This is a genomic window from Pelomonas sp. V22 (assembly GCF_030014915.1).
Classification (GTDB): Bacteria; Pseudomonadota; Gammaproteobacteria; order Burkholderiales; family Burkholderiaceae_C; genus JAUASW01.
Window position 1 is genome coordinate 266,344 of the sequence record NZ_JAGIXS010000003.1, and the last position, 18,985, is coordinate 285,328.

Here is an 18,985-nt window from a genome sequence, read left to right on the forward strand (position 1 = left end):
GCGGAGGCTGGCGTTCAGCGCCGCTGGTGCAACTGCTCGATCAGCGCGTCCTTCTCGACCCATTGAGCCTCGATCCAGCCGGAGATGCGGCCGCGCAAGGCCTTGTCCGCCATCGGGTTGCCGCCCACCAGGTCGGCCGGGATCTCGCGCTGCTGTACCCGCACCACCACGCGGCCGCAATGGCCGCTGAGCAGTTGCCAGAAGGTGGGCGTGCCGTCGGGGTAGGCCAGGGTCACGTCAAGCAGGGCCTCGAACTGCTCCCCCATCGTTGCCAGGGCAATGCCCAGAGCGCCGACCTTGGGCCGCAGCAAGTGTTGGTAGGGGCTCTTCTGCTGAGCCCGCTTGGCCTCGGTGAAGCGCGTGCCCTCGACGAAGTTGATCACCGTGGTCGGGATGGTCTTGAACTTCTCGCAGGCCTTGCGCGTGGTGTCCAGGTCGCTGGCCTGCGCGCCGGCGCTGCGGCCGCGCTTCATGAAGGGAAAGTCCAGCGCCCACCAGGCGAGGCCGATCACCGGCACCCAGATCAGCTCCTGCTTGAGAAAGAACTTGAGGAAGGGAATCTTGCCGTGGAAGACCCGCTGCAGCACCAGGATGTCGACCCAGCTGCGGTGGTTGGGCGAGACCAGGTACCAGCCGCGCGCATGCAGGCCCTCGACGCCCTGCACATCCCATTCTGTGGCGCAGACGGCCGCTATCCAGGCGTTGTTGCGTCCCACCCAGCTGGAGGCGAGGCCGTTCAAGGCGCTGTCGCAGAAGGCCCTTGAGCCCGGGACCACCAGCTTGATCAGGGCGAACGGAATCATCAGGCTGAAGGTCAGCACCGTGTTCAGGGCGAGCAGGGTTCCGGTGAGGGCGCCCAGCAACGGCGCAGGCAGGAGTTTTCTCAGGAGCATGCGGAACTGTAGCCGGCCTGCTGCCACCTCCCGGGCAAGCGGCCAGGCAACTTGCGCCAGATCAAAAGCTGCATTGTAAATATTGATTTAAAAGGTCGGTCGGCTCAGAATAGCTGCATCTTGTATGGAACTTTAAAAGGAAGCCCCATGAGCTGCAGTCCCGACACCGCCGCACCCGTTCATCTGCCGCTGGATCTGCGGCGGATCCCGCCCTACGAGCGCCATGCGCTGATCTTCGACAGCTTCACCCGCCTGGCGGCCGGCGATGCGCTGGAGCTGACCAACGACCACGACCCGCTGCCGCTGCGCCAGCAGTTCGAGGCGCGCTGGCCGCAGCAGTTCGGGTGGGAGTACCTGGAGCGCGGCCCGCAGCTCTGGCGCGTGCGCATTGCCCGCACCGGCGAGGCCAACAGCTGCTGCGGCTGCTGCGGCGGCTGAAGCTCCCGGGAGACGGCATGAGCAGCGTCTATCTGCAGTTGCAGGAACCCCGGCCCCGCGTGCAGCAGCACTGGGCCCTGTGGGAACTGGGCTTCCGGCCCTTCTATCTGCTGGCGGCGGGCTTTGCGCTGTTCAGCGTGCCGCTGTGGGCGCTGCAGTTCTCCGGCCTGATCCAGGCGCCGCTGCTGCGCGGCTCGGCCTGGCATGCGCATGAGATGCTGTTCGGCTACACGCTGGCCGTGGTGATCGGTTTCCTGTTCACCGCCGGGCGCAACTGGTCGGGCCAGGCCACGCCCACCGGCCGGCCCCTGATGCTGCTGGCGGCGCTGTGGCTGCTGGCCCGGGTGCTCGTGCTGACCCCCTGGACCTGGGCCGCCCTGCTCGTCAACTTGGCCGTGCCCTGGGGGGGCGCGTGGGGTTTGTGGCGGGCGCTCAAGCGAGGCAGCAACCGCCGCAACTACTTCTTCGTGGGCCTGCTGGTGGCGATGGGCGCGGCCGCCGGCGTGCTGCATCTGAACCTGATGGGGCTGCTGCAACTGCCCACGGGACTCGGCCTGCCGGTCGCGCTGGACATCGTGCTCTTCATGATCGCGGTGATGGCAGGCCGCATCCTGCCCATGTTCTCCAACAACGGCGTCCCGGGCCTGAACGCGCAGCGCAAGGCCGCCGTCGAGCGCGCTTCGCTGGGTACGGTGCTGGCGCTGCTGGCCTTTGACGGCCTCGGCATCACCGGCCTGCCGCTGCTGGCCTTGCTGGCCCTGGCTGCCGTCGTCCATGCGCTGCGCCTGCTGCTGTGGCAGCCCTGGCGCGTGCTGGCCAAGCCCCTGGTCTGGGTGCTGCAGCTGGCCTATGCCTGGCTGCCCGTCCACCTGGCCTTGCGCTTCGGTGCGCAGCTCGGCTGGTGGGCAAGCGGGCCGGCCACCCATGCACTGACGCTGGGCCTGATCGGCATGATCACCATGGGCATGATCACGCGCACCGCCCTCGGCCACACCGGCCGCCCCTTGCAGGCCGGGCCGGTGGAGCTGCTGGCCTATCTTGCCCTCGGGCTGGCGGCCGTCGTGCGAGTCTTCGTGCCGCTGCTGTGGCCGGCGGCGCTGCTGGTGAGCGTGCAGATCTCGACCCTGCTGTGGGTGTTCGCCTTCGGCCTCTACCTGTGGCGCTACGGGCCCATGCTGATGCGCCCGCGCGCCGATGGCCTGCCCGGCTAGGATGCCGCCATGCGCCTGACCACGATGAGCGATTACTCGCTGCGACTGCTGATCTACCTCGGCATGAACCGCGAGCGACTTTGCACCACGGCCGAGATCGCGGCCGCCTACGACATCTCCGAAGCCCACCTGACCAAGATCACCCACCAGTTGGGCCTCGGCGGCTGGATTACCACGGTGCGCGGCAAGGGCGGCGGCATGCGCCTGGCGCGCGAGCCCGGTGAGATCGGCCTTGGCGACCTGGTGAGGGCGGTCGAGCCGGACTTCAACCTGGTCGAATGCCTGGGCGAAGCCAACCAGTGCAAGCTGACAGGCTTCTGCAAGCTCAGCAGCATCCTCGACCAGGCGCTGCAGGACTTCCTGGCGCGGCTGGATGCCCACACGCTGGCCGACCTGCTGAGCCGGCCGCCGCAGGCCGATGCCGGCTGGCAGTTGCTGGCGCGCGCGCCGCTGGTTCGCGAGGCGCGCGGCTGAGCGTCAAGGTGCCGCCGGACCCAGGTGCTTGGCCAGGAAGCTCTCGAGCCGCTGCGCGAAATCGATTTTGTTCTTCAGCAGGCCCCAGCCATGGCCTTCGCCTGGGTAGGCCACCCATTGCGGCTCGTTGCCGGCCTTGATCAGGGCCTGGCGCATGCGCTCGCCATGGGCCAGCGGCACGCGCACGTCGGCCTCGCCGAAGGCCAGCAGCAGCGGCGCCTTGATCTTGTCGGCCAGCAGCACCGGTGAATTGGCGGCCAGCATGGCGGCGTCCTTCTCCGGGTCGCCGATCATCTCGGGCATGCCGTACTGGCGGCTCAGCTCGCTGGCGTCGTCCTTGACGAACCAGGACCCCTTGAGCAGCAGGTCCAGGTCGGTCACGGCCGCCCAGGCCACGCCGCAGCGGTAAAGCTCGGGGTGGCGGACCAGGCCCATCAGCGTGCTGTAGCCGCCGTAGCTCGCGCCGGCGATGCAGGCCCGGTCATCGGCGAGCTTCTGCGTGCGGGCCCACAGCAGGGCATCGGCCACGTCGTCCTGCATGGCCTGGCCCCATTGCTTCCAGCCGGCGCGGAAATGCGCGGAACCGAAACCATCGCTGCCGCGGAACTCGGGCTCGATGACCAGGTAGCCGCGCGAGGCCAGGAACTGCGGCATGGCGTTCCAGCGCCAGCTGCCGCCGCGCACCCAGGGGCCGCCGTGCACCAGCACCACGGCCGGCGCGGGCTTGCCAGGCGCGATGCCGCGCGGCAGCGTCAGCCAGACGGGCAGGTCGCGGCCATCGCGGGCCTTGATGCGCTGGAAGTCGACGCCCGCCATGCGGGCCGGGTCGATGCCGTTCAGCACCGCACCGACCGGCTGCCAGGCGGCCTGGCCCTCGGCCGGCTGCGGGCGGTGGATCCAGATCTGGCCAGGGTCGCGGTCCGAATAGGTGCGCACCAGCACGACGGCATCGGGTGTGCCGCAGAGGCGGCAGTCGATGCGGTTGATGCGGTTGGGCAGGCGCTTGTCGACCTCGGCCTGGATGGCTTTCATGCCGGGATCGAACCAGATGGTGGTTTCGGCGTCGCTGTTGAGCCGCACGCCGAGCGCGCTGCCGTTGCCGCGCGAGGTGATCAGCTGGCCGTTGAAGTCGAAGCCGCGCACGCGCACCAGGGGTTCGGACTGCGGCTTCTTCTGCTCGAAGTCGAAGGCGCTCAGCACCAGGTGACCGCCGCCGGCTTCGCGCGTGCTGACGTAGAGCTTGCCGGCGTCGTCGATCGCACTCGGGGCAAAGGGCATGCCCATCACATCGCCTTCGGCCAGGACCTGCCAGGTCGTGTCCTGCGGTCCGCGCCATTGCAGGGTTTGCTTCACGCCGTCCCGCGTGATCGCGATGCGGGCCTGGCCGCGGCTGTCGGCCATCAGCTGGATGGTCCCGGCAGGTTCGGCAAAGCCGGTGCTGCGCGTCTTGCCGGTGAGTACGTTCAGCCACAGCGAGCTCATGCGCGAGGCCTCGCCTCGGGCGCCGGTGATCATCTTGGCAACCAGCACTTCCTCGTTGGCCTGGCCGGGCTGGGGCACCGGAATCTTGAGCAGGACGTGGTTCAGGTCGAGGCCGCGGCGCGAGCCATCGCTGACGATGGTGGACTTGCGTTCGATCAGCTCGAGCTGGGACTGGCCTTGCGGGTCGACCGAGTAAAGGCCGGGGCCTTCGTCGTCGGTGCCGGCGCTGCGGCCGAGGGTGTAGTCGGTGGCGCTGAACACCAGGCGCTCTTCGCTGACCCAGGCGACGTTGCGGATGTCCACGTTGCCGAACTGGGCCACGCGCACCGGCTTGGCGCCGCCGACCAGGTCGAAGACGAACAGGCCGATGCGTGCACCGCCGGCCGCCGAGGTCACCGCCAGGCGCTTGCCCGATGGCGAGAGCACGGCCTCGATCAGGTCGGCCTCGCGAAAGAAGGCGGCCGCCGGCACCGGTGTCAGCGGCTTGTCCTGTGCCAGCGCTGGCAGGGGTGCCAGGCCAGCGAACAGGGCCAGGGGGGCCAGCAATCGCCAGCGAATTCTTTGCAAGCTAGGGGTCATCGGTCCGTCCCGGAAATGATTGCGGGGCGCAGGATAACCGCGTCAGAGATCGCCCAGCGTCGCTGCCAGGTGCCGCCACAGCTTGCCAGCGCCCAAGCCATTGCTGAGCAACAGCCAGGCGCTGCCGCGTTCCACCGAGAACTGGCAGTAGCTGCGAAAGCCTGTGCTGTTGCTGCCGCTGTGATAGGCGATGCGGCCGGCAGCCGTGTCGTCCAGCACCCAGCCCAGGCCCCAGTGGATGGCGCGGCCGCGTGCCGGCTCGGGGCGGGGCAGGGGCTCGCGGTCAGCGGCGCGAACCTGCGGCTGCAGCATGGCGCCGCTCATCGCCGGCTTCAGCATCGCAGCGAGGAAGCGGCCGTAGTCGTCGAGGCTGCTGTAGAGCGTGTAGGCTGCATTGGCTTTGCTGTAGTCCTGGCGTGACAGCGGCGCGCCGGCTTCGTCATGGCCCCAGGCGCGGCGAGCGTCGAGCGACGGGCGCCAGACGAAGCTGCTGCTGTTCATGCCGAGCGGCCCGAACAGCTCGCGCTCGGCCAGGGCTTGCAAGGGCAGGCCGGTGATGCGCTCGACCAGCAACTGCAGCAGCTGGTAGCCCTCGCCCGAATAGATGAAGCCTTGGCCCGGCGCGCCCTGCAGCAGCAGTGGCGCGTCGTCACCACCGCTGCGCCAGTTCGGCAGGCCGCTCTGGTGCGACAGCAGCATGCGCGCGGTGATGCGCTCCTGCCCCGGCTGCGGCCGTTCAAACGGCTGCGGGATGGTCTCGACGATGGGCGCGTCCAGCTGCAGGCGACCGGCCTGCACCAGCTGCATTGCCAGCCAGGCCAGCACCGGTTTGCTCATCGAGGCCAGCTCGAAGATGGTGTCCGGTGCAATCGCTCGGCGCTCGCTGCCGCCGCCCTGGCCCACGCAGCAGGTCCAGACCGGCTGGCCCTGCTGCCACAGCCTCAGGGCAAGACCTGGCACCTTGTACTGCGCCAGCAGGGCAGGCATCGACTGCTCGAAGGCCCAGAGCCGCGCGCTATGTTCCAGCGAGGCCACGGCGGCGCCGGCCGGCAGGGCAGCGCCCAGGCCGGCCAGCAGCAAGGCCCGACGGGCCAGCAGCCCGGGCTCAGCGGAACCGGTACTGCGCACTGACGTAGTAGCTACGGCCGCGCGGATCGGTGTAGCTGGGGTCATAGCCCGAGATGAAGAAATAGGCTTGGTTGGAGAACGGCGGTGAGGTGTTCGCCAGGTTCTTCACGCCGGCGCGGAAGGTCAGCGATTCGCTGGCTTGCCAGGCGCCGGTCAGGTCCCACAGCGAGTAGGCCTTGACCTTGTTGGCACCGACCACCAGGCCGGTGTTGGTGTCGATGGCCGAGTTCTGGTCTTCGTAGCCCGACAGGTATTGGTTGGACAGCGCCAGGCTCCACGGCCCCTGCGCCCAGTCCACCGTGACGCGGTGGCGCCAGCGCTGCACCACGCCGCGCGTGACGAACTTGCCGAGGTTGCTGATGTAGGGGTCGCCGTAGCCGGTCTGCTCCTTGGACATCAGCGTCAGCGTGCCAGTGAGGCGGAAGCCGAAGGTGCCGAGACCGGTCTTCACGTCGCGGACGTCGGCCATCAGGTCGAGGCCCGAGGTCTTCAGGCGGCCGCGGTTCTCCTTGTGCAGCTCGATGTAGCAGATCGAGTTGTCGTCCGGGTCATAGTCGCAGCCGGGCAGCTTTTCGTCTTCGCTGTAGCGGTGAGTGAGCGACTCGTACTTGCCGAGGTTGTTGAGGATCACGTCCTCGCCCAGCGTGGAGATCAGGTCGCGCTTGGTCAGGTAGAAGTAGTCGGCGGTCAGCGTCGTGCCCTTCGCGGGCTCGAACACGATGCCGGTCGAGAACTGGCGCGAGCGCTCGGGCTTGAGCTTCGGGTTGCTGTAGGTGCGGGTGGTCCAGTCGAGCGCGCAGATGCCGAGGTCCCAGTCGTTCTCGGCGCAGTAGATCGGGTCGGGCAGGATGGCGCTGGAGCCCACGCGCACCGAGCGGTAGAGGTCGTTCAGCGAAGGCGCGCGGAAGCCGGTGCTGACCGAGCCGCGCAGCAGCAGCGACTTCATCGGCTGGTAGCGCAGGCCGAGCTTCGGATTGGTGGTGCCGCCGATGTTCTGGTAGTGGTCGTGGCGCAGCGCGGCCTGCAGCTCCAGCTGCTTGGTGACGGGCGCCACCATCTCGCCGTAGACCGCCCACATGCTGCGCTTGTAGTCGGTGTTCTGGGCATCGCCGGGCGTCCAGTCGCCGGTGATGTTGTCGGACAGCAGCAGGTCCGAGGCGTGGGACTTGGTCTGCTCGCGGCGCGTCTCGGCGCCCCAGGCCACGGAGAGGTCGCCGCCCGGCAATTGGGCGACGGCCTTGGAGGCCTTGAAATCGAGCGAGGTCATCGTGCCGCGCGCGCGGCGTGCCTCGTCGTTGACCTGGATGCTGTCCAGGTAGGCCTTGCCGGCGGCAGTGGAGGCGGCGAAGGGGTTGAGCTTGCCGGTCAGGAAGCCATCGAGCAGCTTGTCGTAGAGCAGGTAGCCGTGCACGTCGCGGTCGGAGACGCGGTTGCTGGCGATGTTGATCGCGGTGTCGTAGTCCCAGCCGCCGACATTGCCATTGGCACCCAGCACGAAGCGGTTGCCGGTGCTGGTCAGCTCGCTGGTGCGGTTGCCGGCTTCCAGCAGGCGGGTGCGCACCACCACCGTGCCGCCGCCGAGGCCGGTGGCGGCCAGGGGCGGGATGGTGGAGATCGGCACGTCGGCATCGACGCGGTTGCTGGTACCCACGTACCAGGTCTTGGCGCTGGCCAGCGAAGCCTCGGCAAACAGCTGGTGGCCGCTGCCCAGGTCGACCACGGCGCGGCCCAGGAAGCTCTGCTTGTCCGACTTGGGATAGAGCTCCAGGTCGCGCATGAAGTCGTAGGTGCAGGCGTCGGTGCCGCCGATGCCGTCGGGCAGGTAGAGCGTGTGCGGCGGCTGGCAGTTCGGCACGCTGAGGTTGATCTGGCGGCTGGTGATCGGGTGGCCGTTGATCTTGAAGTTCTGCGCCTGCAGGTAGTTGCGCTGGCTGCTTGTCAAGCGGATGTTGCCGGGGAAGCCAGCCGAGGACAGCAGATGCGGCAGGCGTTCGGGGATCTTGAGGTCGGAGATGAACTGGCGCTGGGCGGTGCTCAGGCGGTCGGTCTTTTGCACATCGAGCACACCCATGACGTTGAAGCCATCGCGCGCCAGGTCGCCGAAGCCGCCGGCGATCGAGGCCGTGCGCTTGCCGGCACCACCTTCCTGCGTCTTGCCCCAGGAGGCGTCGAGCTGCACGCCCTGGTAGTCCTTGCGGGTGATGAAGTTGACGACGCCGCCAATGGCGTCCGTGCCGTAGATGGCGGAGGCGCCATCCAGCAGCACCTCGACGCGCTGGATCGCGGCGGCCGGGATGTTGTTCAGGTCCACGCCGGCGTCATCGCCCGGCGAAGCGAAATTGGCCAGGCGGCGGCCGTTCAAGAGCACCAGGGTGGAGGAAGCGCCGATGCCGCGCAGATTGGCCGAGTTGAAGCCCATCTGGTCCTTGAAACCGCCGGTGCCAATGCTCACGCCGTCGGTCAGGTTGTTGGCGCCGGCCGTGATAGTGGCCATGATCTCGGCGGCCGTGGTGACGCCGGCCTTGGCGATGTCCTCGCGGGTGATCAGGAGCACGGGCAGGGCGCCTTCGTTCTCCAGCCGCTTGATCGAGGAGCCGGTGACCTCGACCCGGCCGAGCTTGGCATCGGCCGCCGGTGCCGGCGTGGCGGTGGTCTGGGACCAGGCGGGCAGGCTGAGCAGCGAAGCCAGCAGGACCAGGCTGGCCTCGGCGGTAGCGCGCAGCGGCAGACGCGATTTCAACGGCATGGGGGACTCCAGAGTTGAGAACGAAACGGAACGTAAAGAACGAAGAGCGGGGTCAGGTGTTGATCCAGCTTACAGGCAGGTTCCGTGCCCAGTCTATGGAGGCGTTCCAGGAGCTCGTCAGCGGGTGCGCACGCGTGAGGTCGCGTGCTGGCAAGTCGCTGTCGCATGCGCGCAAGCTGTGGTGTGGTTGCCAAAAACAGTGCCAAACGGTGCGAGGGGCGGCGACCCTGATCGCTTGCAGCGAAGCGACATGGACTTTTGCGAAACGCCTGCGCCACCATCGGGGGGATGGAGGCCGGGCCGGGCCGCTGAGATGATGGCCGCAAGCACCCACCCACTTCGAGGCAAGATCCCGACATGACTTTCAGCTCAAGCGCCCATCCGGCCCTCTCCGCCGTACGCCACCTGTTGCTGCTGGCCGGCACTTCTCTGGTTCTCGCTACGGCCCACGCCGCCACGCCGGCCAAGCCTGCCGCGCCGGCTTCGGCACCCAAGCAGCAGGCCCCGGCAGCGGCAGCGCCTGCGCCGGTGCAATTGGTGTCGCCGGCCGATGCCAACCTGATTCGCGGCCATGCCGTGCCCATCGGTGGTGCGCTGAAGTCCGACAACGACGAGGTCTGGAACCGCCTGGTCGCGCTGGCCGGCGGCAAGGGCTCGCGCTTTGTCGTGCTCGGCACCGCGTCTGAAGACCCTGAGCAAAGTGCCAAGCAGGTGGTCGAGCTGCTGCAGCGGCGCGGCGCCGTGGCCGAGGCCCTGCCGGTGGCGCCCAAGTTCTCCTGGGTGGACCTGAACAAGGTGGTGCGCGACCCGGCCCTGATCGCCAAGGTGCGAAATGCCAAGGGCGTGTTCTTCACCGGCGGCTCGCAGGAGCGCATCGTCGATGTGCTCTACCCGGGCGGCCAGGTCACGCCCATGCTCGAAGCGATCTGGGACGTCTACCGCAAGGGCGGCGTGGTGGCCGGCACCTCGGCCGGCGCGGCCATCATGAGCACGGTGATGTTCCGCGACGCGCCCAGCGTCATCAGCATCATGAAAGGCCGCTGGACCGAGGGCAAGCAGATCGACCGGGGCCTGGGCTTCGTCGGCCCCGACCTCTTCATCGACCAGCACTTCCTCAAGCGAGGCCGCTTCGGCCGCATGATCCCGCTGATGCTGGCCAAGGGCTACAAGCTGGGTCTCGGTGTCGAAGAGAACTCGGCCGCCGTCATCAAGGGCGATGAGGTCGAGGTGATTGGCGGCAAGGGCGCCTTGCTGATCGACCTGAGCGAGATCAAGACCGACCTGACCCTGGGCGCGCTGAACCTCACTGGTGCACGGCTCACCTATCTGGACCATGGCGACCGCTACAACCTCAAGACCCGCGTCACCACGCCTGCCGCCGTCAAGCTGCGCGGCCAGAAGCTCGATCCGGCCGGCCCCGGCTACAAACCCTACTACACCGACCCGCTGTTCTATTCCGACATGCTCGGCGACTCCGCCATCTCCAACGGCATGCACTACCTGATCGACAGCGTGCTGCCCGAGATCCGCGGCCTCGCCTTCGAGGCTGCGCCCAAGCCGGGTGAGTCGCTGGCCGATCTGGGCTTCGTGTTCCGTCTGTACAAGGGCCCCGGTTCGGTGGGCTGGAGCACCGATGAGCTGGGCCCTGAGGACTACACGGTGGTCAACCTCTACCTGGACATCACGCCGGTGCGCCTGCCGCAGCCGCTGTACCAGCCCTGGGCGGGCGACAAGCGCCGCGAGACCCAGCCTGCCGTCGTCGAGCGTGACGCCGGCGGCGCCAGCAAGTGAGGCCCTTGCGCTGATGCTGCAACGGCGCTGCGCCTTCCTGCTGTTGCCCGGCTTCGGCCTCGGGTCGCTGGCGGGCGCCACCGAGGCGCTGTCAGCGGTGAACGGCCTGCTCGAAGGCGAGCGCTACGAAAGCCTGCTGCTGGGCCTCGAGCGCAGCGTGACCTCGGCCTGTGGCCTGAGCTTCAACTGCCAGCTGGCCGGCGAGCAGGGCGAGCAGCGCCTGGATGCGCTCTTCATCGTGGCCGAAGGCCTGCCGCCCGCGCCCGAGGCTTCACAGGCTGCGCTGCTGCACTGGCTGCGCGGCTGTGGTCGCCAGGGCCTGGTGCTGGGCGGCATAGGCAGCGGCGCGGCCTGGCTGGCCGAGGCCGGCCTCCTGAACGGCTACCGCGCCACGCTGAACTGGCCGCACATCCCCTTGCTGGCCGAGCGCCATCCCGAGGTGCTGTTCAGCCAGCACCTGTTCGAGATCGACCGCGACCGCCTCAGCTGTGCCGCGCATTCGGCAAGTCAGGATCTGCTGATCCACTGGCTGGGGCAACGCCACGGCGAGCGCCTGGCCCAGGAGCTGGCGGCCAGCCTGGGCCTCGAGCGCCTGCGCAGCCGTGAGGAGCACCAGCGCCAGCCGCTGGCAGGGCGGCTGGGCCTCGCGGGCAGCGCCGGCACTTCGGCCAAGCTGGCCGAGGCCCTGGCGCTGATGGAGGCCAACCTCGGCGAGCCGCTCAGCACCGAGGAGATCTCGGGTCTCGTGGGCGTGTCGCGCCGGCAGCTGGAGCGGCTGTTCAAGCAGCACCTCGACGCCGTGCCGGCGCGCTGGTACCTGAGCCTGCGCCTGGAGCGCGCGCGGCGCATGCTGCGCCAGACCAGCCAGTCGGTGCTGCAGATCGGCCTGTCTTGCGGCTTCGCCTCGGCCTCGCATTTCTCCAACGCCTACAAGGCCTGCTACGGCTGCACCCCGCGCGACGAGCGCAGCCGCCACGGCGCCCAATGGCGCGCCACCAGCCCCGACAAGGAGGGCACCCATGACTGAACACGAAGCACCACGGCAGGCGGGCGCCCGCTTCCTGCTGCGGCCGGCCCTGCCGGCCGACCTGGCCGCGCTGGAGCGGCTGGCCCATGAGCGCGCCATCGGCATCTCCTCGCTGCCTACCGACAGCGCTGTGCTGCTCGACAAGCTCGAGCGCTCGGCCCAGGCCTTCGAGAGTGAAGACGAGGCCACCGGCGAGGAGATCTACCTCTTCGTGCTCGAAGACCTGGAGCAGGGCGGCCGCATCATCGGCACCAGCGGCATCGAGGCCAGCCCCGGCTTCCAGGACCGCTTCTACAGCTACCGCAGCGAGTTCATCGTGCAGGTCAGCGAAGAACTGGGCACGCGCAACCGCATCCACACCCTGCACCTCTGCCACGACCTCACCGGCGTGAGCCTGCTCACCGGCTTCCACATCGCGCCCGCCTATGCCGACAGCCTGGCGCCACAGCTGCTCTCGCGCGGCCGGCTGATGTTCATGGCCCAGCAGGCCGAACGCTTCTCCGACCGCGTGGCCGCCGAGAACCCCGGCCCGGCCGACGACAACGGCGGCGGCTGCCCCTTCTGGGACGGCGTGGGCCGGCGCTTCTTCGACATGGACTACCCCAGCGCCGAGGCCCTCAACCGGGGACAGGGCCGTGGCTCCATCGCCGAGCTGCTGCCGCAATCGCCGCTCTATGTGCCCTTGCTGGACGAGCCCGCCCAATGGGCGCTGGGCCAGCTGCATCCGGTGGGCGAGCTGCCGTTTTCCATCCTGATGGACGAGGGCTTCGACACCGACACCTACGTCAACATCTACGACGGCGGCCCCACCGTGGAAGAGCGCCTGCAATCGCTGAAGACCGTGCGGCGCATGCGCAGCCGCCGCTGCGTGGACGGCCCGCTCGAAGCCGGGCCGCGCCAGCAATTGGTCAGCAACGGCCGCCGCGCGGACTTCCGCGCCACCCTGGTCGGCGTGGGCAGCACCACCCCCACCGGCGCCGACGGCCAGCAACTCCTGCCACTCGACGCCGCCACCCGCGAGGCGCTGCGCGTGCAGCCCGAGGGCCGCCTGTTCGTGGCGGCCCTGGACAAGGAGCTGCCATGAGCATCACGAAAGCCTGGCAATTGCGCGCCAGCGCAGACGGCGGCGAGCTCGCCTTTGTGCAGGGCGAGCAGGTGCTCGCCTCTCTGCAACTGCGCCACGACATCGGCCTGCAAGAGCCCCGCGCCTGGTACCACATCGGCTGCGTGGTCCATGCCGCGCGCCCGCTGCAGCTGTTCCAGCGCCGCCGCACCTTGCAGCTCGGCAACGACCTCACCGGCGCCAGCGAACTGGCCCACATCGAGTGGCAGCGCACGCTGGACGAGGCCACGCAATTCGAGCTGCTGAAGCACTTGCTGCAAGAGGCCCTGCAACGCGCCGCCCCTGCCGGCCAACCGCTCATCGTCGGACTGCCCGGCCTGCGAGATGCCCAGGGTCAGAGCCCCTTCTGGCAGGGGCTGGGCCGGCACTTCTATGCGGGCGAGGTGCGAGCCGATGACCCCAGCTGGCGCAGCTCCGTCGCCTCACTGCTGCCGAGGCAGCCGGTGTATGCCTGCTTCTTGCCGGAGGCGGCGCAGGCGGCCATTGGCGCCGTGGATCCTGATGCCCGCGTGCTGGTCGAGGCGCTGGTGGCGCTGGGGTTTGCGGAGAGCGGGCAGGTGGATGTGGTGGATGGGGGGGCGGTGTATGTGAGGGCGGGGCGGGGAGGGGCTGTCTGAGGGCTTGCCTCTGGAGGCTGCTTTGCAGCGGAAGCGGCCCCTCGCTGCCCCCGCTGGCGGTCGCAAGCAGTCATTCGCCTCAACTAGAGAGGGAGATCGCATCGACCGGGCCGCGGACCGAACCGCCGCCAGCCGCTCACTTAAAGGACTTTGATCAAGTCGCGCAGAGCGAGGTTCTTGAAGAACTCAAACGCAAGGCTGGCCACCACCGTCACTCAACCGCTCCAGCCTCGCCCTCCACATGCCTCTCCGGCTCCGTCGTGCTCAGAATCTCGCTCAGCACCGACGTGGCGTAGGTCCCAGCCGGCAGCGAGAGCGTGATCACCAGCTGATCGGCCTGCAGCCATTCCCACGACATGTCCACCGGGCTCGCCACCAGGGGGCGCCGGTCCTGATCCAGGCCGGCGTGTTCCATGCCATCGCACAGGATGGCGTGACGCTCGGCCACGCCGTTCTCCAGGGCCTGGGCCTGATCGGTCGTGCTCACGCGCCCGCGCCCCCAGAGCGGGCCGGTGGGGCGGCCGGCTTCGTCCATCACGTCGCCGGGCAAGGTCTGGCCCCAGAGCCCTTGCTGGATGCGCAGTGCCAGCACTTCGTTGAAGACAAAGGAGCGCACCGCCGAGAGGTAGATGCCTTTCTTCTTCGGGTTGCGCACACGGATCTCGCGGGCCAGCATGGCGCGGCCTTGCTCGACGTTGCCGCCGTCGTGGCCGAAACGCTGGGCGCCGAAGTAATTGGGCGCGCCCTGCGTGGCAACGGCCTTCAGATTGGCTTCGATGGCATCGCGGTCGCCGGTCACGTCGCGCAGCACGATGCGGAAGCGGTTGCCCTGCAGGTCGCCGGGGCGCAGTTTCTTCACGTGGCGGCTCTGGCTCAGTACCTTGAATTCAGCGTGCTGGAGCTCGGTCAGGTCGGGTGTTTCACCCTTGGGCAGGTAGATGCTGAACCACTGGCGGGTGATGGCGTAGCGGTCCTTGAGGCCGGCATAGCCCACGTCCCACTCCTTCACGCCGGCGGCTTCGGCCAATTGCTGGGCGACGAAAGCGGTGTTGGCGCCGTTCTTCTCGATGTCCAGCCAGAGGTGTTCGCCGGCGCCGGAGGGCAGCTGCAGCGGCAGCTCGGTCACGATGAAGTCTTCGTTGAGGAGCTTCAGCGTGGCGCTGGCGCCGCTGGCCGGATAGGCCTTGGGCCAGTGTGGCAAGGTGGTGTAGTGAGCGTCTGGCATGGGAGATCTGGCGGGGAGCGGCGGCGGAGGGGGCGGCCGGCGGGCCGACCGGGGACCGCCCACCTGGAAGAGGCTGGCATCGTAAGCGCTCTGCGAGGGGGAGCGGTGGTCGCCGCCCGGCCCTTCACCGCGAATACAGCGGCGGCACCCGCGCCGCCAGCCCCTTCAGGCCCGCCATGTCACCGATCTGCACCAGGTAGCGATCCACCTGCACCAGGCCTTGCTCCTGCAGGCTCTTGAGCGTGCGCGACAGCGTCTCCGGCGTGATGCCGAGCTGGGAGGCGACCAGCTGCTTTTGCTGGCGCAGGATCAGTTCGCTGCCGTGGCCGCCGGCGGCTTCATGCTGCTCCAGCAACCAGGCCGCCAGGCGGGCGCTGACGTCGCGCGTCAGCAGGGCCTGCTTGTCGAGTGTGGCGCCGGCCAGCTGGTCGGCCAGCGAGCGGACGAGGGCGCGCATCAGCCCGGGTTCGCCGTCGCACAGCGCGAGCACGGTGTCGGCGGGGAATTCGTGCACCTGGGCCGGGGTCTGGGCGATCACGGTTTCCAGGGCGATGGCGGGTTCGCGCCAGGCGCTCGCCAGGTCGACCCAGTCGCCGGCCACCAGCTCGCGCGACTGCCACCAGCGCCCGCGTGCATCGCGCTTGCCGGCACAGGCCTGGCCGCCCAGCAGCAGCCACAGGCCATGCACCGGCCCTTCGCCGGCGCGCAGCAGGGTTTCGCCGGCTCGCAGGCGGCGTGTGCGGCCGAGGCCCTCCAGCGCACGCAAGGCGGAGGGGCTGATGGGCTCGTGGCCCAGGGCCGCCCGCAGGGCGGCGCGGAGCGGCGGCGTCTCCTCCGGCCCGGTCTTGGGCAGGCCGATCGGGCGGCGCGGCGTGGCGGCGGTGTGGCTCAGGTCGATCATTCCGGTCTCCTCCGGCATGGGTTTGCTTCCCAGTCGACCACCCGAACGATCTGCATGGTTTTGATCTGGTGCAAGAAAGGCGCCGCCGACCCCCTCAGTAGTTCTTTCGGCGGATGGTGGCGCGTGGCGGCCTAGTTCTTTTGCGCAGGGCGACCGCCTCGACCGATGGATGCCTGCGGGCGGCCGCGATTCCTACAGTGGGCTCCAGTCAAGAGTCACTCCCCAAGGAGCGCTTCCCCATGTCCTCCGCCAAGTCTTCGCCCCCAGGTTCCGGCCGCGCACTGTCGGTGCTGATCGTCAGCACGCTGGCCTTCACCGTCTGCTTCATGGTCTGGATGATGTTCGGCGTCATCGGCATCCCGATCAAAAAACAGCTGGGCCTGAACGCCACCGAGTTCGGCCTGCTGACCGCCATGCCGGTGCTGACCGGCTCGCTGATACGCGTGCCGCTCGGCATCTGGACCGACCGCTTCGGCGGCCGCATCGTGTTCTTCACGCTGATGCTGTGCTGCGTGATCCCGATCTGGCTGATGAGCTATGCCACGGCCTACTGGCAGTTCCTCACCATCGGCCTCTTCGTCGGCCTGGCGGGCGGCTCGTTCTCGGTCGGCACGCCCTATGTGGCGCGCTGGTTCCCCAAGAGCCGGCAGGGCTTTGCGATGGGCGTGTTCGGCGCCGGCAACTCGGGTGCGGCGGTCAACAAGTTCGTGGCACCGGCCCTCGTCGTGGCCTTCGGCTGGGTGATGGTGCCCCAGGTCTATGCGGCCATCCTGCTCGGCACGGCCATCCTGTTCTGGCTGTTCAGCGCGCATGACGAGAGCCATGTGGTCACCAGCAAGGCCAGCTTCGGCCAGCAGCTGAAGGCGCTCAAGGACCCCAAGGTGCTGAAGTACTGCCAGTACTACTCCATCGTGTTCGGCGGCTATGTGGCGCTGTCGCTGTGGATGGTGCAGTACTACGTGGGCGAGTTCGGTCTCGACATCCGCGTGGCCGCCTTGCTGGCCGCCTGCTTCTCGCTGCCGGGCGGCGTGCTGCGCGCCATCGGCGGCTGGCTGTCCGACAAGTACGGCGCCCACAGCGTCACCTGGTGGGTGATGTGGGTGAGCTGGATCTGCCTGTTCCTGCTGTCCTATCCGCAGACCGACTTCACCGTCACCACGGTCAACGGCCCGCGCACCTTCCACATCGGCCTGAACGTCTATGGCTTCACCGGCCTGCTCGCGGTGCTGGGTGTGGCCTGGGCCTTCGGCAAGGCCAGCGTCTTCAAGTACATCAGCGACGACTACGGCCAGAACATCGGCGCCATCAGCGGCATCGTGGGCCTGGCCGGCGGCATGGGCGGCTTTGTCCTGCCCATCCTCTTCGGCGCGCTGATGGACCTCACCGGCGTGCGCTCCAGCGCCTTCATGCTGATGTACGGCGTGGTCTGGGTCTCGCTGATCTGGATGTACTGGACCGAGGTGCGCAAGACCGAGGTCATGGGCAAGAACGCCCCCGAATCGCCGATGTCGCGCAGCTTCGCCCGCTGAGATGAGACCCCTCGCCCAACATCGCCCCGCTGCACGCGGGCGCTGCCGGTCGGTCCCCCAAGGGGACGAGGCGGTTCGCGGCATCGAGCCGCCAACCGCCGCCGGTGGGCCGGCTTGGGAGCGGCCCTGCGCTCGGCCCCGAACTTCAAGGAGCACATCATGAACCCGACAACGACAAGAGTCGCCGCGCCGGTTGCTACCGACAGCGGCGCCGACATCCAGGACTGGCGTCCGGAAGACGACAACTACTGGAACACCACGGGCAAGCGCATCGCCTACCGCAACCTCTGGATCTCGATCCCGGCCTTGCTCTGCGGCTTCGCCGTCTGGGGCATGTGGGGAATCATCACGGTGCAGATGCTGAACCTCGGCTTCCCGTTCACGCAGGCCGAGCTGTTCACGCTAACGGCCATCGCCGGCATCTCGGGCGCCACGATGCGCATCCCGGCTTCGTTCCTGATCCGCATGGCCGGCGGCCGCAACACCATTTTTCTCACCACCGCCATGCTGCTGGCCCCGGCCATAGGCACCGGCGTCGCGCTGCAGCACAAGGACTGGCCGCTCTGGGCCTTCCAGCTGATGGCGCTGTGGAGCGGCGTGGGCGGCGGCAACTTCGCCTCGTCGATGTCCAACATCTCAACCTTCTTCCCGAAGCGCCTGCAGGGCACGGCCCTCGGCCTGAATGCAGGCCTCGGCAACTTCGGCGTCACGACGATGCAGATCGTCATCCCGCTGGTGATGACGGTCAGCGTCTTCGGCTGGCTGGGTTTCGGCGGTGAGCCCATGCTGCTGGTGAAGGACAGTGGCTGGATCTTCGGCAAGATCAAGGCCGGCACACCGACCTGGATCCAGAACGCCGGCTTCGCCTGGGTGCTGTCCCTGGTGCCGCTGTCCCTGCTGTGCTGGCTGGGCATGAACAACCTGAAGTCGGTGACGCCGGCCGCTGGCTCGCCGCTGGTGGCCTTCGGCAAGATCACCTACCTCTATTCGCTGGCCTTCATCCCCTCCATCGGGATGCTGTATCTCTACCTGCCGGCGCCCACCGGACTCGGCCTCCTGAACATGTGGGTGGCCATCCCGCTCGACATCATTGCCGCGCTCGGCATGATGAAGCTGGCGGCCTTCGGCGCCATGCGCGAGAACGTCAGCAAGCAGTTCGCGATCTTCTCCAACAAGCACACCTGGAGCATGACCGCGCTCTACGTGGTGACCTTCGGCAGCTTCATCGGCTTCTCGATGGCCCTGCCGCTGGCGATCACGGTGATCTTCGGCTTCCAGCACATCCCGGACGCCAGCGGCGTGCTGCAGCACACGCTGAAGAATCCCAATGCCCCCTCGGCCCTGACCTGGGCCTGGATCGGCCCCTTCGTCGGCGCTGCGGTGCGCCCGATCGGCGGCTGGATTTCGGACAAGGTCGGCGGCTCCATCGTCACCCAGGTGATCTCGGCCGTGATGGTGGTGGCCTCGGCCGCCGTCGGCAACGTGCTGATGCAGGCCTATGGCTCGGCCACGCCGGAGCAGTACTTCGGCAGCTTCATGGGCCTGATGGTGCTGCTGTTCGCCGCCAGCGGCGTGGGCAATGGCTCGACCTTCCGCAGCGTGGGCGTGATCTTCGACCGGCAGCAGGCCGGCCCGGTGCTGGGCTGGACCTCGGCCGTGGCGGCCTATGGCGCCTTCATCGCGCCGGTGCTGATCGGCCAGCAGGTCAAGGCCGGCACACCGCAACTCGCTTTCTATGGCTTCGCGGTGTTCTACGCCGTCTGCCTCGTCCTGAACTGGTGGTTCTACCTGCGCCGTGGCGCAGAGATCAAGAACCCCTGA

15 protein-coding genes are annotated in these 18,985 nt (G+C 68.4%); 9 read left to right on the plus strand and 6 right to left on the minus strand.

The features are described from left to right. Positions 1 to 14: 14 nt before the first annotated feature. Entirely contained in the window at positions 15 to 893 is an 879-nt protein-coding gene (locus tag J7U46_RS13540) for an acyltransferase (protein WP_282826636.1), read from the minus strand. Positions 894 to 1,040: 147 nt separating this feature from the next. On the opposite strand from J7U46_RS13540, the gene J7U46_RS13545 reads away from it, so the two are divergent. Genes J7U46_RS13545 through J7U46_RS13555 form a run of 3 tightly spaced genes read left to right on the plus strand, consistent with a single transcriptional unit; the run spans position 1,041 to position 3,016 of the window. Further along, positions 1,041 to 1,331: a DUF2249 domain-containing protein gene (locus tag J7U46_RS13545; protein WP_282826638.1), complete on the plus strand. Its 291-nt coding sequence runs from the start codon at positions 1,041 to 1,043 to the stop codon at positions 1,329 to 1,331. 17 nt (positions 1,332 to 1,348) lie between these two features. Further along, positions 1,349 to 2,542: an NnrS family protein gene (locus tag J7U46_RS13550; protein WP_282826640.1), complete on the plus strand. Its 1,194-nt coding sequence runs from the start codon at positions 1,349 to 1,351 to the stop codon at positions 2,540 to 2,542. Between the two features lie 9 nt (positions 2,543 to 2,551). Beyond that, a complete protein-coding gene (locus tag J7U46_RS13555; RefSeq protein WP_282826642.1) occupies positions 2,552 to 3,016 on the plus strand; it encodes an Rrf2 family transcriptional regulator in 465 nt (154 codons plus the stop codon). Positions 3,017 to 3,019: 3 nt separating this feature from the next. Here the strand turns inward: J7U46_RS13555 and J7U46_RS13560 are convergent, their stop codons facing one another. From J7U46_RS13560 to J7U46_RS13570, 3 genes are read right to left on the minus strand one after another with little or no spacing between them, the layout of a single operon-like run. Further along, positions 3,020 to 5,077: a prolyl oligopeptidase family serine peptidase gene (locus J7U46_RS13560; RefSeq protein ID WP_282826644.1), complete on the minus strand. Its 2,058-nt coding sequence runs from the start codon at positions 5,075 to 5,077 to the stop codon at positions 3,020 to 3,022. A gap of 42 nt (positions 5,078 to 5,119) precedes the next feature. Then, positions 5,120 to 6,205 carry a serine hydrolase domain-containing protein gene (locus J7U46_RS13565; protein WP_282826646.1) on the minus strand — a complete coding sequence of 362 codons (1,086 nt, stop codon included), beginning with the start codon at positions 6,203 to 6,205 and terminating at the stop codon, positions 5,120 to 5,122. Continuing rightward, positions 6,183 to 8,951: a TonB-dependent receptor gene (locus tag J7U46_RS13570; protein WP_282826648.1), complete on the minus strand. Its 2,769-nt coding sequence runs from the start codon at positions 8,949 to 8,951 to the stop codon at positions 6,183 to 6,185. The genes J7U46_RS13565 and J7U46_RS13570 overlap by 23 nt, the downstream gene beginning before the upstream one ends. A 357-nt stretch (positions 8,952 to 9,308) precedes the next feature. Between J7U46_RS13570 and J7U46_RS13575 the strand changes: the two genes are divergently transcribed. The 4 genes from J7U46_RS13575 to J7U46_RS13590 are packed head-to-tail and all read left to right on the plus strand — an operon-like array spanning position 9,309 to position 13,509. Further along, positions 9,309 to 10,742: a cyanophycinase gene (locus tag J7U46_RS13575; protein ID WP_282826650.1), complete on the plus strand. Its 1,434-nt coding sequence runs from the start codon at positions 9,309 to 9,311 to the stop codon at positions 10,740 to 10,742. Between the two features lie 13 nt (positions 10,743 to 10,755). Continuing rightward, positions 10,756 to 11,769, plus strand: coding sequence for a GlxA family transcriptional regulator (locus J7U46_RS13580; protein ID WP_282826653.1), 1,014 nt, complete (start codon positions 10,756 to 10,758; stop codon positions 11,767 to 11,769). Beyond that, complete coding sequence (locus J7U46_RS13585; RefSeq protein ID WP_282826655.1) at positions 11,762 to 12,853, plus strand: arginine N-succinyltransferase; 1,092 nt, start codon at positions 11,762 to 11,764, stop codon at positions 12,851 to 12,853. Before J7U46_RS13580 ends, J7U46_RS13585 begins: the two co-directional genes overlap by 8 nt. Continuing rightward, the gene (locus J7U46_RS13590; RefSeq protein ID WP_282826657.1) at positions 12,850 to 13,509 is read left to right on the plus strand and encodes an arginine N-succinyltransferase; all 660 of its coding nucleotides are present in this window, start codon (positions 12,850 to 12,852) and stop codon (positions 13,507 to 13,509) included. The genes J7U46_RS13585 and J7U46_RS13590 overlap by 4 nt, the downstream gene beginning before the upstream one ends. A gap of 211 nt (positions 13,510 to 13,720) precedes the next feature. Here the strand turns inward: J7U46_RS13590 and J7U46_RS13595 are convergent, their stop codons facing one another. Then, a complete protein-coding gene (locus J7U46_RS13595) occupies positions 13,721 to 14,734 on the minus strand; it encodes a tRNA pseudouridine(13) synthase TruD (protein WP_282826659.1) in 1,014 nt (337 codons plus the stop codon). 124 nt (positions 14,735 to 14,858) lie between these two features. Then, positions 14,859 to 15,635, minus strand: coding sequence for a Crp/Fnr family transcriptional regulator (locus J7U46_RS13600; protein ID WP_282826660.1), 777 nt, complete (start codon positions 15,633 to 15,635; stop codon positions 14,859 to 14,861). A 239-nt stretch (positions 15,636 to 15,874) separates the two neighbouring features. Here J7U46_RS13600 and J7U46_RS13605 point away from each other — a divergent pair, with 239 nt between their 5' ends. Continuing rightward, positions 15,875 to 17,164 (plus strand): nitrate/nitrite transporter, encoded by a 1,290-nt coding sequence (locus J7U46_RS13605; RefSeq protein ID WP_282826662.1) that lies wholly within the window; start codon positions 15,875 to 15,877, stop codon positions 17,162 to 17,164. Between the two features lie 159 nt (positions 17,165 to 17,323). Then, a complete protein-coding gene (locus J7U46_RS13610; protein WP_282826664.1) occupies positions 17,324 to 18,985 on the plus strand; it encodes an MFS transporter in 1,662 nt (553 codons plus the stop codon).